The organism is Mucilaginibacter gynuensis, assembly GCF_039541195.1.
Lineage (GTDB): Bacteria > Bacteroidota > Bacteroidia > Sphingobacteriales > Sphingobacteriaceae > Mucilaginibacter > Mucilaginibacter gynuensis.
This window is the reverse complement of sequence record NZ_BAABFT010000002.1, coordinates 278,326-291,989: the sequence shown is the minus strand read 5'-3', so window position 1 is coordinate 291,989 and position 13,664 is coordinate 278,326. Positions and strand designations below refer to the sequence as shown.

Annotated in this window: 8 protein-coding genes and 1 riboswitch; of the genes, 1 reads left to right on the top strand and 7 read right to left on the bottom strand. The window is 45.0% G+C overall.

All coding sequences use genetic code 11. The features are described from left to right. Positions 1 to 261: 261 nt before the first annotated feature. Positions 262 to 3,855, top strand: a complete 3,594-nt coding sequence (locus tag ABD894_RS04510; RefSeq protein ID WP_345209798.1) for a family 78 glycoside hydrolase catalytic domain — start codon at positions 262 to 264, stop codon at positions 3,853 to 3,855. 164 nt (positions 3,856 to 4,019) lie between these two features. On the opposite strand, the gene ABD894_RS04505 is transcribed toward ABD894_RS04510, so the two are convergent. From ABD894_RS04505 to ABD894_RS04475, 7 genes are all read right to left on the bottom strand, one after another. Continuing rightward, complete coding sequence (locus tag ABD894_RS04505) at positions 4,020 to 5,354, bottom strand: DUF5074 domain-containing protein (RefSeq protein WP_345209797.1); 1,335 nt, start codon at positions 5,352 to 5,354, stop codon at positions 4,020 to 4,022. Between the two features lie 40 nt (positions 5,355 to 5,394). Next, on the bottom strand, positions 5,395 to 6,306 hold the full coding sequence (locus ABD894_RS04500; RefSeq protein ID WP_345209796.1) for a cell surface protein: 912 nt from the start codon (positions 6,304 to 6,306) through the stop codon (positions 5,395 to 5,397). 17 nt (positions 6,307 to 6,323) lie between these two features. Next, positions 6,324 to 7,481 carry a YncE family protein gene (locus ABD894_RS04495; RefSeq protein WP_345209795.1) on the bottom strand — a complete coding sequence of 386 codons (1,158 nt, stop codon included), beginning with the start codon at positions 7,479 to 7,481 and terminating at the stop codon, positions 6,324 to 6,326. After that, entirely contained in the window at positions 7,481 to 9,568 is a 2,088-nt protein-coding gene (locus ABD894_RS04490) for a TonB-dependent receptor plug domain-containing protein (protein WP_345209794.1), read from the bottom strand. The genes ABD894_RS04495 and ABD894_RS04490 overlap by 1 nt, the downstream gene beginning before the upstream one ends. A gap of 102 nt (positions 9,569 to 9,670) precedes the next feature. Continuing rightward, positions 9,671 to 9,868: riboswitch (cobalamin riboswitch) on the bottom strand. 92 nt (positions 9,869 to 9,960) lie between these two features. After that, the gene (locus tag ABD894_RS04485; protein ID WP_345209793.1) at positions 9,961 to 10,452 is read right to left on the bottom strand and encodes a hypothetical protein; all 492 of its coding nucleotides are present in this window, start codon (positions 10,450 to 10,452) and stop codon (positions 9,961 to 9,963) included. Positions 10,453 to 10,482: 30 nt separating this feature from the next. Continuing rightward, on the bottom strand, positions 10,483 to 10,851 hold the full coding sequence (locus ABD894_RS04480; RefSeq protein ID WP_345209792.1) for a DUF1801 domain-containing protein: 369 nt from the start codon (positions 10,849 to 10,851) through the stop codon (positions 10,483 to 10,485). Positions 10,852 to 10,955: 104 nt separating this feature from the next. Next, on the bottom strand, positions 10,956 to 13,652 hold the full coding sequence (locus ABD894_RS04475; protein WP_345209791.1) for an alpha-L-rhamnosidase: 2,697 nt from the start codon (positions 13,650 to 13,652) through the stop codon (positions 10,956 to 10,958). Positions 13,653 to 13,664: the final 12 nt, after the last annotated feature.

Sequence of the window (13,664 nt, the reverse complement as noted above, 5' to 3'; positions counted from 1 at the left end):
GTATACATGCAAGCACTTGTCTTAATTGACAGGTGCTTTTTTTATGTGTTTTTATAGCAGATCAGAGATTAAATTATTGCGCGATTATTGGTTAAGCTTGTTGCGGAAATGACGTATTTCTGTGCATTATTTCGTTTTGTAAAAAGCAGTATCGATTGAGCTGTAGGATTATTTCGATCAGATTTTTATCAATTAGGGGCAAGTAAGGGAAAGTTAAACAGCAGGCTTTTAGTACATTTCCAGCACCAATATTTACCTGAAATGACAAAAAATTCCCGCGTTTCGAAGACGATAGTTTTTAGCCTGGCGCTAAGCTGCCTGTTATTTTTACATATCAACCTGTATGCGGTTGATAAGATCAATAACTTAAAAGTGGAGTATACCAACACGCCAATTGGTATTGATGTTGAAACGCCGAGGTTTAGCTGGCAAATGCAGTTTTCTAAAAGTTCAGCAGCAGCAAATACACAGTCGGCATATCAATTGATTGTTAAGGATGCTACCGGTAAGCTGGTTTGGAACAGTTCAAAGGTAAAAAGCGGAAAGGCGCTCGGCATTCTTTATGCCGGAGAACCTTTAAAAGCATCAACGAGATATTACTGGACTGTTAAGGTTTGGGATGAGGAAGGCGGCGAATCATCCGCCACATCGTGGTTTGAAACAGGTTTGATGGATACCGGTATATCTGCCTGGGAAGGAGCAAACTGGATAGGCGGCGGAGATAAAGACCTGGTACTCCATGCACATTACCTGCCACAGTTTGAGCTTCAATACCAATTAGCCATAGACGCGGGCAGTAAAAAAGCAGGATTAATTTTAGCGGCTAATGATCCGCGTTTAATGGACAGGAACAAGAACGTTTTTCAGCTGGAAAACAAAAAAGATCAATCGTATTTTAAGGTAGAATTAGATATTTCAGGAATAGAAAACAATGGAAATGCCCGCATAAATGTGTACCGCAGTGGTTATGCTGCTACAGATATTCCAACTAAAGTATTTAAAAGTTTTCCTGTTAAGCCCGGGATCATCAATAACGAAAATAAAAACAAGCCGCACCGCATTGTAATTCATAATGAGTATGGTACATTAATATTTTCTGTAGATGGCGAAACCTGGTTCTTCTTGCCCGAAACACCCGGCAATGCCAATCCTCCCGAATATGCCAAGGTTGTTCTAAACCCGTTAGGCGAGGGTCACGACCTCATCACTTATGGTATGTTGGGCGATATTGGGTTCTCTGTTGATGCAGGTCAAAGCGCCCGCTTCTCAGATATAAAAGTTATCAATAACCGAAGCCCAAAGAACACCCTTTTTGAAGAACAGCTTAAGGATGCCACTTACAGCGGAATTTTCAGTAAGGCCATTTCAGATAAATTATTGCAGGTTAAAGACGGCGCGTTTTATATTAACGGTGGCGAAAAAGGAGTGATGCTAACAGCCGACCCAAGCCACAACGCAATGCCGATGATGCGCACCCGCTTTGATGCAGGCAGCAAGGTAATAGCAGGAGCCCGATTGTATGTAACAGCACGTGGCATTTATGAAATTTACCTGAATGGCAAACGCGTAGGTAACGACTATTTTAATCCCGGTTTAACGCAGTACAATAAAACCCACCTTTATCAAACTTATGATGTAACCAATATGGTTAATAAAGACAAAAATGCCTTAGGAGCTATGTTGGGCGAAGGTTGGTGGAGCGGTATGCTAAGCTACGGAAATGTATGGAACCACTTTGGCGACAGGCAATCGTTACTGGCTAAACTCGTAATTACTTATGCCGATGGCACAAGAGAAGTGATCAAAACCAACGATAAAGACTGGAAATATTTTAACAACAGCCCAATTGTGTATAGCAGCCTGTGCATGGGCGAAGTGTACTATGCCACCCGCGACAATTCAATTAAAGGTTGGAGCAACGCCGCTTATAACGACAGCGATTGGGGTAAAGTACAGGAGATTCCCTTACAGGGCACTACCAGTAAAGATGACGGATTAAACTATGACCATTTTAAGCTGATTGGCCAGATAGGCAATTCGGCTACCATTTATAAAGTTTTAACCGCTCAACATTTTACGGAAGTTAAAAAAGGCATTTACGTGTATGATATGGGGCAGAATTTTGTTGGCGTACCACGTATACACATCAGCAATGGCAAGGCCGGTAAAAAGATCATACTAAGATATGCCGAGATCATGTACCCTAACCTGAAAGAGTCGGGTAAGAATGTGGGGATGCTCATGACCGAAAATTATCGCGCCGCCCTAAGCCAGGATATTTACATCATGAAGGATGGCGACCAGGTTATCCAGCCTAAATTTACTTCGCACGGTTATCAGTATATAGAGGTAACGGGTTTAGATGCTCCGCTTCAGCTAAAGGATGTTCAGGGAGTAGTGATCAGCTCGGTGCAAAAACTTAGTGCAGATTATCTAACGTCAAATCCAAAGGTTAACCGCTTGTGGTCAAACCTTACCTGGTCAAATATCGATAACTTCCTTACCATCCCTACTGATTGCCCTCAACGCAATGAACGCATGGGTTGGTCGGGCGATATAAGTGTATTTTCACGCACGGCCACTTACCTTTCTAATGCCGATCAGTTTCTTCGCAGGCACATGTTCGCCATGCGCGATGTGCAGACAGCAGAAGGTAAGTTTACAGACATAGCACCCGTTGGCGGTGGTTTTGGAGGGGTGATATGGGGAAGTGCAGGAATCACGGTTCCGTGGGAAACCTATTTGCAGTATGATGATGTAAGCTTGTTAAAAGAACATTACGATGCTATGCGCAAGTACATGGATTTTGTTGAAGGCACAATAGATAAAAGCACAGGCCTAAGCAAAGACAGGGTATTGGGCGACTGGTTAGGCCCGCAAAATGACCAGTTAGGTACCGCCTTTCCGGTGACGGCTTATGAAATATATGATTTGGATATTATGGCCAAAGTGGCCGGTATTTTAGGAAAAAAGGAAGACGAAGAAAAATTCCGTGGGTTGTATAATGAGCGCAAAGCTTTCTTTAATAAAACTTTTATCAATAGTGATAAGAAAACAGTGGGCCTGGTAGGCGGAAACCCATGGGCCATGCAGGGCCAGGAGTATAAGGTTTCAGATACACAAACAGCCTATGCTACCGGCCTGGGCTTAAATGTATTTAGTAAGGAAAATGAAGTTTTTATGGCTAAAAACCTGTTAGCCGCGGTTGAACGCCAAAACAAGGATGACCAAAACGTATTAAGGCCTGCATACTCGTTGATGACAGGCTTTGTTGGTACAGCATGGATCAGCAAAGCGCTGTCGGAACAAGGATACTCTGCAGCGGCTTATAAACTACTACAGAACGAGCAATACCCATCGTGGCTTTACGCGGTTAACCAGGGGGCTACTACTATATGGGAACGATTAAACGGCTATACCGTAGAAAATGGTTTTGGCGGCAACAATAGCATGAACTCTTTTAACCATTATTCTTTTGGCGCTGTAGGGCAATGGATGATAGCCCATTCGCTGGGTATAGAACGTGACGAACCGGGCTTTAAAAAATTCACCCTGCAACCCGAGCCAGATGCTACCGGGAAGATGAAATTTGCCAACGGCTATTATGATTCGCCCTATGGCAAAATAGCAAGCGGCTGGAAACTGAACGGTAAATTGCTAACCTACAATGCAACCGTACCTGCCAATACCACGGCTACTTTGTACCTGCCTGCTGCCAGCAAAAATAATGTAAAACAGAATGGGAAAACAGTTTCCGGTTTAACAGGAGCGAAGTTTGTGCGGTTTGAAAAGAATAAAGCGATTTACACGTTACAACCCGGCAGTTATAATTTTACGTCGATGGTTTCATTTTAAAATCTTTGCGTAAGGGATAGTAGCGGATACCGGCCAATGCGCCTAATGCCTGCGCAGTATGAGCGAATAGCCTGACCCGTAGGGATACGCCCTGATTCATACAAAAGCCCTTTCTCTACAACGTAAAGAAAGGGCTTTTGTAATTTGTGTCCGATATAATTGAACTATTGTTGCGACAATGGCATAGCCGGGAAGAAGTAGCCTCTGTAAGCCAGATCTTTCTTTAGGCTGCCGGTTGTAGCATCGTGGAAGTAAACATTGTTAAAGCTGTAATTTACGCCATAGCCCGATTGTACTGTTGTAACTATGAGGTGGTTAAAGCGAGTGTTGTAACCAAGGCCTGCACCGTATAGTTCTTTACCGGCAGGCAAGGTTATAAACGCGTTGTTTAATGATGACGCGCTGCCATCATACTTGTAAATGGTAGTACCACCGCTCCATGGGCCATTTTTAGCAAGGTAAACTACGTTGGCTTTTGTAGACGCTGTGATAGATCCCGGATGCCATGCACCCCAAGAACCATGTACATCAAATGGCACGGCGATGGTTTGTGTTTCTAAATTTGCAGGGTTTATCTTGATGAGTGATTTGCCGCCTGCGCACCACACGGTACCGTCAGGTGTTTTGGCAAATGCCACGCTTACATTAGGGATCTTTTTAGCAATGCTGTAGTCGCCGGCATTTAAAACGAGCACGCCCTCTGTTTGCGATAGCAGGAAGATATAATTGCCTGCCTTAATAACATCGGCAATTTCTCCGCTGATACCGGCTACTTTTGCGCCCAGCGTTAAAGGCGAAAGGTTTACTTTATAAACGCCGTTTCCGCTGGTGATTAATCCGTTGGTATTGTCAACACCGACAAACGCGCGCCAGTCGTTGCCGCCTGCGCTGGCTATGCGGCCGGTTTCTTTAAGCGAATAAGCATCGGTAACCACAACCGGGCCGCCAACTTTGCTGGATAGGTACAGTTTGCCGTTGAATATAGTGCCGTTTTCAAGCGTAGAAGTCTTCGGATCTAATGTTTTACCCGGATTTTCTTTGGTATACACGCTGTCTTCCAAAGTCTTGGTATCGTAACGATAAAAATTAACCGTACCTGTGCCATGGCCAAACCAACCTTCATTTACCAGGAAGAAACCGTTTTCGTACTTACCCCAAACGTGTATCTGGTATTCGGCCGATGTTTTACCGGCGGTGTTTGATGCCGTGAAACTTACTTTGTAATCGCCGCGGTCGGCAGGGTTAAAGGTGTATATGGAATCGGTACCTACAGATTTGCCATCTACAGCCCAGGTATAGGTAACCCCGGTTCTTTCGGCCAGTTTAGGGCGAAGGGTTAAGGGGTTGCCAAGGGTTATGGTGTCTGCTCCGTTTTTAACGCTCAGTCCTGGTTTAACTATGCTTATGGCATCGTTATGGTCTTTGGTACATGAAGCCAGCGCCAGCGCGAAGGCGGCAACTAAAGCGGTTGATCTTTTTAAAGTAGTAATGTTGATCATTTAATGTTATTTGATGAATTGAAAATTTAGTGAATGATGATTATTTCAGCAGGCTTAGGTCGGCTACGCCCGATACTTCGGTTGATTGCTCGCCCAGCCAGCCCATGTTGTAAAGTATCCCGGTCTGAATTTTTACAAAGTCGATACCTTTCAGGTTAACCTTGTTGCCTTTGGCATCAATAGCGTTGGCTATATCAACCTTGTCGCCGCCGCTGCTATTATCGGCATAGCCAAAATCGAACGATCCGCTGGTGATGTAAAAAGGATCATCGTCATTAATATTGGTTGATGGCAGTAAACTTCCGCTCAAGGTATACTCGTTACCGCTAACCGATGCCGGGAAATAAGGCTGCGTATGAAACATATTGGTAGCAATTACGCCCGAGTTTCCTTTGTTATCCTTCCATGGCACGCTGGCGGTATCTGATGCGGGGCGGGTGTAGGTAACCGTATAATCGCGCACGTACCCATCTTTGTAATAGGCGCTGCCTGCAAGCTCGTACCAGGTATCGTCGGCTTTGCCGTTGCCGTTGGTATCCTGCATTACCCATATTATACCGGGCTCGGCAAATTTTTCGAAGGCGTTGCCATATACAATAAAATCGGGCTTACCCTGTACATCAAGCACTGTATGGTCAAAACCGAGTGTGATGTAACCACCCCATGCACCCAGCGTAACAAAGCCATCCGGGCCTTTTAGTAAACTCTTGGCAGCAGTGGTATCGGCAAAGCCTGTATTGATAAACTGACCGGGGGCAGGTTTGTATTCGATAAGCGAGGTAACGTAAGCATTGCTTTTATCGGTCACCGGGCGTATCGGGGCTTCCTGTTCTTTTTCGGGTTCGGGTGATGTAGTTTCGTCCTTTTTGCAGGATGCGAGGAGGGACAAACCCAGCAGCACACACACGGTAACAGGTTTGGCGTAACTTTTAACTAAGTAATTGTATTTCATATTTATATGTTGATTGATTAATGAACAAAGGCCATGTGGGCAGGGATATCACCGGTGGTTACCTGCCATTTCTTTTTCCCGGCAGGGTCAAAACAGTATAGGGTACCGGGGGTAACGTAATCTTTGGCATCGGTTACAAATACCTCCTTGGTTACCGGGTTTACCATAATGCCATACGGAATGGCGATCTGTTTTTCGGTACCGTCGGTAATGAACTTTTTATCGAGCAGGGTTTCATCCTTTACGTTGATCATATTGTAACTGATGATGTTCTTTTGCAGCGGATAACTCCATTCGGTAGCGTAGAGGTAAGCTACATCGTCGTCGATACACAAGTTGCTGGCTGCAATGTCGAACACTTTTTTAACCGCGTCGGTATGGGTATCTATCACGAAAAGTTTGGATGGGATATTATAATAATCGCCTCGGGAGGTTACATACAGGTCGCCGTAACGGTCAGCTTTTACACGATCGAGGTTAATGGCGACTTCAATGCGTTTTACTTCGGTAAAGGAGTTAAGGTCGATAACAGATACGGTACTTTCATACTTAGCCGGACTATACCCGCCCGAGTTGGCGATGTACAGCTTGTCGCCCACAATGGCCATTTCTTCGGGTTGGCGGCCAACGATTACCTGCCGTGTTATTTGCAGTGTAGCGGTATCAATTTCGGCCACTATGCCATTGGGGGCTTTAGGGTCGCCAACCTTGCCTAAATAAGCACTCACATAAGCCTTACCATTATGGAAGGTAACATAGCGGCAATTGATAATATCTAACTTCTTGATGCTCTTGGAGGTCTTTACATCGAGAATTTCCAGTTTATTAGATACATTGACTACCACGTACAGTTTTGAACCATAAACGCCTATATCATTACCCACATCGCCCAAGCCCTTCACTACCGATGGATTAGCCTGGCCATAAATATTTTTGCGGTATATCCCGGTTGTAAAATCAACATAATCTAACGAGGCCTTGTTCATGTTCATGTTGCCCTCGTTAAGCAGGTACATACCTTTAAGTGTGTTGGCCGGGTCGGGAGTAAACAGGGTGGTTTCTTGCTCGGGGGTAACGCTATGCTCTTTACGGCAGGCGCTCATCAGCGTTATCGACAGCAACACTGCAAGCAGGTAGGTATAGCGGAGTAATACGTTGTTATATTTCATCATCATTACAGATCAATACTTATTTTAAAACGGTAGAAACGCCTCGGCATCGGGAAGTTTTGCACGATGTAGCGGTCCTGGTTAAGTACATTATTTATTTCGGCGGAGAGTTTCAGGTTGTGTTTGTACAGCGGGGTATTATAAGCTATGGCCACATCATGGGTATACCAGGGTTCCATGTAGTTTTCGTTTCCGTTGGCGGCATTACTTTTTTGGCTGTAACGCGAACCGGTGTACAGATAACTGTAATTGAAAGTCCATTTGCGCCAGTCGGCACCCAACAGCAGCGAGGCGCTATGCAGCGGTATATAGGGTACGTAATAAGTTTCAGTCTCGGTTACATCAAGTGCCTGCTGATAGGTGTAATTAAGCCCCGCATTTAACACTACCGTGCGCGATAGTTGCCACGTGCTTTGGGTGTTTATCTCCAGACCTTTAATGTTCACTACACCAATATTATACATCGTCCACCGGAAGAGATTTGCTGTGGGAATGGCTACAATTTTATCGGTTACACGGTTGTAATAGGCATCGGTTTGTACGGATATTTCTTTTAAAATACGCCCGCTCACCGGCAGGTTGTAGGTGAAGCCGATGTTACATTGTTTGGCACGTTCGGGCTTTAGCAGCGAGTTGCCCACAACGGTATAATAGAGATCGTTAAAGGTAGGCATCCGGAAAATGCTTTTGTAAAAAGCCCTCAATAGGAGGCCGGTGTTTTCAAATGGTTGCCATGTGGCTGTAAAGCTTGGGGTATATTCCTGCTTGTTACCTGCCGATACAAACTGCTTTACTTTATCGATTATAAAAGTACCCAACAAGGTTGCTTGCAGGTTTGCCCTGCCCAGACGTAATTGTGTAGCAAGGGCGGTAAGCAAAGTGTTTCGGGTTGGGTAAGCAAAGTGATCCAGATCGGCATCGAGCTTGTTCCACTGGTAATCGGCAGATAAAACGAACTTCCAGTTATTGGTAACACGGTACTGGTTGGCGGCAGAAATGTATATTTCCTGCTGCTGAAAATTGTTCTCCAAAAGGCTTGTATCCGCTCTAATCACGGGCGGCGCTTCCGGATCGAGATAGCGCATGTTATCGTGCGCGTACTTGGCATTAAGCAGCAGGCTGTAATGCTTGCTGAATGCGTGGCGATAATTGCCCTGTACAAAAAAGTTATCGTCCCACTGGCGTTGGGTATAGTTGAATTTGTTGCCGATGATAGGACCTGGTAAACCACGTGCCGAATGGTAATAATAGGTTTTTGCCGACCATGTTGTACTGTCGGCAATCTTTCCGTTGAGGCCGCCTTCCAGTCGCAGGGCGTACACATCGGTATTGTTTCGTACCGCTGTAGTATCGTATACGCTGTTGGTTTCCCTGAACTTATAGCGTCCGTCAGCTTTGGTGAGTTCGGCGCTGATGTTGCTGCTTACGTTGTTATTCAGCTTTTGCTGCCATAGTATAGATGGATTAATCAACCCGAATGAGCCGCTTTTAAAACCTGCTTTCAGTTTGGTGTGCTCTCCCGCGTTGAATTGCGGCTGTTTAGATTGAATGTACAAAGCGCTGGCCGACGAGAAACCTTTTGCGGGTTGAAAAAGATTGCTGTTTTGGCCGTTGTAAAGGGAGATCTCATCAATATTTTCCAACGAAAACTTACCCAGATCAACCTGTCCGTTTTGGGCATTGCCTACCTGTACGCCATCATAAAATACTGCCGTGTGGTTGCTGCCCAAACTACGCACGTTAACAGTTTTTAAGCCACTGATGCCGCCGTAATCTTTTATCTGTACCCCGGTAAAAAAACGTATGGCATCACCTACTGAAAAACTGTTCAGGCGTTCTAATTGCCTGCCTTTAAGGGTTTGTAATGGTGTGGATGATGTGTTACGGTCATTTTTATTGGTACCGCGGATGTCAACTTGGTTGAGCAATCGGCCTTTGGTAGTGTCCCTGCGGATAGTATCAGTTACTGAGGTGTTTTGGGCCGATGCAAAAGGGGAAAACAATAGCATGCCCATTGTAAAAACAAGGGCGAAATATAAGCCAAAACTACAGTAAACGCGCTTCAACAGCGTGTTACGTACTGATAATTCCATTGTGTGTTGTGAGTTAATTACCCACAGCAAACCGAATTGGTACACCTAAAAATGAAATACACGAAAAGTATTCTCATTCCAGCTTCTATCCGCGAAAGCTATGAAATAGTAAAGCTTGAGGCAGGTATTCTGACTTGCTCCCCTTGTCCGTCTTCCCATGCGCGGCAGCACACAGTGACTTAAGAATGGACTTTGGTTGTATGGAGCTTACAGCTGCGGGACAGTTCCGGATTTACACCGGATTCCCTTTTAATCCGGGTACTGAAAATTGTACCGGGAACCAAAAGCGCTGCAAATCTACATAAATATTGGTGATTTTGTAATGCGATTATCGGTGGAGAAGGAAATCGCGAGGATATTATGACGAATTGACTCCGGTATTCCGGAGGGCATTAGGATTGTTTAACCCGCAACGATTTGATCAAGCCGCCCAATATATTAACCACACCAATTACTTGCCCTATCCCAAAAATGATCAGGGTGATTAGTGCTGTTTTAGTGATGAGATCCATCACAGAAAATAATTGCGCACTTTCTTCAAGTGAGAAAGATCGGTCTACCGGAGTATCGGGAAGCATTGTTTTTAAACATAATAGTATTAAAAATGCTATTACCGGCAATAGGGTGCTTGTTGTATGCGCCCATGTAAGTTTATTTGATAATGTTCTTTGGTTAACGATGAAGTATATAGTCCAGATTAAAAGCAGCACCACCGCCAATGTATAACAAAATGATGTTGTTGAAATGATGAAATAGGCATCATGCAGGTTCACATCAAAACTATCTTTTAAGGGCAAAAAGCTCGAAACCAAAAGAATTAATGCAACCAAAGCCAATAAATTATACGGTCTGTTTTTTATTTTAAAGATATTTATGCTGTTCATTTGATTGCTTCAGGTGTTCAGGTTTAAGCTTTATTTTATAAAGATAACGCCATTTCTGTAAAGATCAAGCGCCTCCTGTAATATGGCTTCGATGGTGGTTATTGGCAGATCCTGCTCCGCATCAAACAGCATGATCTTCATTCGCGAACGCTTTTCGATGATGAGTTCGGGATGTTCCAAACGCGTGCCTTCTACTATGCCTATATAAGGCTGCCCGTGCTTTTTGTGTACCCACAAGTAGCAAAACATTTTGCCCCTATAACAAAAGAAAGGCATCCCATACTTCCAGGCGGTGGTGATAAGCGGGTCTTGCTTTAGTACGATCTCTCGCAGGGCCAGTAAACACCCTTTTATGGGTTCGTCTTTTTGGAGATAGAAGTTGTCGGCTGCGTTTATCATGGCTAATTTAATGCAATATAAGTGTATTGGCACTAATCACAGTTCCGCAAAATAAGAAAGGGCAGTGATACTTCACCGCCCTTTCAAAATATTGATGTGTTAGTTTACTTTATCTCAAAAGTATACGTTCCGGCTTCTACCTTATATAGTTTGGTGTCGACAGCGAAATCGGTAGTGCTTACTACTTTGTTGCTCAGATAAACTTGCTGACCTGCTGTTACCGGGAAATAAATAGTAGCGGTTGAGTTTGCCGGTACTACAGCGGTATAGCTAACGCCCTTGCCTTTACGCCTCCACGATGAGGTGATCTTTCCGTAAGGACCTGTATGCGACGACTCATAGTTTTGCAGATTAGGCACAAAATGTGGTTTCAGCAATACGTTTTTGAAGCCCGGTTGTGTTTCATCAGGGAAGATACCGCCAATGCCTTTGTACAGCCACGCGCCAATTTCGCCGAACATGATGTGATTGAGCGATATATCATATTTCGATTTGATGTTCCAGTTTTCGTAAAGCGTAGTAGCGCCGTTAACAATCCACCATCCCCATGATGGAAAATCTTCCTGCGAAGCCACTTTATAAGCTACATCGGTATATCCGTTCTGTCCAAGCGCGTTCAGTATAGCCTTCGTTCCTAATAACCCCACATCCAAATGGAACTTGTCAAATTCCACACGTTTGGCCAGGTTGGCAGCCACCTGCGATTTTACGTCGGCAGGTACTAAGCCCCAATACAGAGGCACACTCAATTCGGTTTGTGTGCCTGCACCGTATAGGTTAGTGGTTGGGTTGAGGTATTTGGCGTTTACCGCGTTCTTGATCTTTTGTGCAAGTTTTTCGTACTTTTCAGCGTCGGCGGTTTTGCCTAAAATGGCGGCTGTTTTTGATAGTATGGTAGCATCGGCAAAGTAATAAGCCGATGAGGTAAGTTCAACCGGCGATTTTGATTTTACCGGTACCCAGTCGCCAAGCCCCCAGGTAGTTAGTCCGGTTGGGTATTGCTCGTCAATATGGTCAACGTAACGTTTAATGTTGTCATAGTTGTCGCTCAGTATCTTGCTGTCACCATAAAATAAGTAAATATTCCATGGTATAACGGCGATGGTACTGGTCCAATCAGGTCCATTACCCCACTCATAGCCCCAGCCATTTGTAGGGATAATAGAAGGCAACACACCATTCGGCTGCTGCTCGTCACGATGATCGGCCAGCCATTTTTCGTAAATGGTAATGCCGTCGAAGCTATATAAGCCGGTTTCAATGGCTATTTGCGCGTCGCCTGTCCAGCCGTTCTTTTCGCGCTGCGGGCAATCGGTAGGGTAGCCAAACAGGTTAGACAGGTAGGAGGCATTGGTAGCGCTCCAGATTTTGTTCACTACCGGGTTTGAGGTACTGATGTTACCAATAGGCTCTACATCGCTGTGCATAAAATAACCTACCAGGTTTTGTTTGGCGAGCTTGATTGGTTTGCTGGCCTTTACCTCAACATACTGAAAACCTTTGTAGTTAAACTTAGGCATAAAGGTCTCTTCGCCTTTGCCGCTAAGTATAAAAATATCGGTTTGGTAAGGGTCTTCGGTGCCCACAGGGCGATAATGCTGATCAATGTTCGACAGATCGACACGACCGTTATCATACAATCTTTCCGCATGACGCAGGCGGATAACGGTACCTGCTTCACCCTTAACGGTGATCTTGCTCACGCCCGATATATTGCGGCCCAGGTTATAATGGTAAGCGGTATCGTTAAATTTAACAAAGGTTGTTGCAGGTATCTCTAACACATTACGCACCGGCTGCATGCTTTGCGATACGATGTTATTTGACGGCGACGAACGGATGATCACGCCTTTCCATTTGGCATCATCAAAGTTTACCGTGTTCCATCCATCTTGCTCCAGGCGGGCATCGTAATGCTCAGCAGTGTAAATGCTGTTGAATATTACCGGGCTCAATGATGATTTCCACGACCTGTCCGACTGTACAGTTTCTACCGATCCATCTTCATAGGTGATTCGCAGATCGAGGCAGAAGGTAGGGCGGTTGCGCCATGGGGCCTTATCAAAATCCCACACCGCGGTAGATTGATGGTTGTACCAGCCATTGCCCAGCAATACGCCGATAGCGTTTTTGCCGCTTTGCAATTGCGCGGTAACATCATAAGTAACATACAGGTTGCGGCGGTCAAACCGGGTATACATAGGGTCTAACCGGTGGTTGCCAATTTTTTGCCCGTTGATAGATAGTTCATACAAACCTGCTACCGCGATATATGCACGTGCCGATTTTATCTTTTTACCCGCCTCAAATACCTTGCGGAAATAAGGAGCAGGTTTGGTTTTCATATCATGCTCATCGGTGATCCAGGTGCCCTGCCAGTTACGCATGGTGCCCATACCGGTTTCAAACGAGGTTACCGCCGATGAACTGCGTACATCTTCTTTATCCCAAACATCCACACGCCAGTAGTATTTTGTGAAGGCGTTAAGCGTTTTACCATTGTAGGCAACCAGGCCGGCGGCAGATGATACCTTATCGGTTTCCCAGGCATCGCCCTTACCACGGCTTACCTCGGCCGAATCGGTACCCACATAAACCTGATAGGCTTTTTGCAGGGCTCCCTGCCTTAAATCGGCCAATAGCCATGTTAAACGCGGGTGAGGGGCATCAATGCCTAAAGGGGTTACCAGGTATTCGCACTTGAGTGCAGCAGGTTTGCATGCCGACTGCGCAAAGGTGTTGGTGCTTGAAATAACCGGTAAAAGAGAAAGTAGTAGAAGTACAGGTTTTGTAAATTTCATTAGAGGATATAA

Excerpts from the sequence above, each read along its gene's own strand:
- ABD894_RS04485 (WP_345209793.1), bottom strand. The coding sequence starts at position 10,452 with ATGAACAGCATAAATATCTTTAAAATAAAAAACAGACCGTATAATTTA.
- ABD894_RS04510 (WP_345209798.1), top strand. The coding sequence starts at position 262 with ATGACAAAAAATTCCCGCGTTTCGAAGACGATAGTTTTTAGCCTGGCG.
- ABD894_RS04505 (WP_345209797.1), bottom strand. The coding sequence starts at position 5,354 with ATGATCAACATTACTACTTTAAAAAGATCAACCGCTTTAGTTGCCGCC.
- ABD894_RS04500 (WP_345209796.1), bottom strand. The coding sequence starts at position 6,306 with ATGAAATACAATTACTTAGTTAAAAGTTACGCCAAACCTGTTACCGTG.
- ABD894_RS04495 (WP_345209795.1), bottom strand. The coding sequence starts at position 7,481 with ATGATGATGAAATATAACAACGTATTACTCCGCTATACCTACCTGCTT.
- ABD894_RS04480 (WP_345209792.1), bottom strand. The coding sequence starts at position 10,851 with ATGATAAACGCAGCCGACAACTTCTATCTCCAAAAAGACGAACCCATA.
- ABD894_RS04475 (WP_345209791.1), bottom strand. The coding sequence starts at position 13,652 with ATGAAATTTACAAAACCTGTACTTCTACTACTTTCTCTTTTACCGGTT.
- ABD894_RS04490 (WP_345209794.1), bottom strand. The coding sequence starts at position 9,568 with ATGGAATTATCAGTACGTAACACGCTGTTGAAGCGCGTTTACTGTAGT.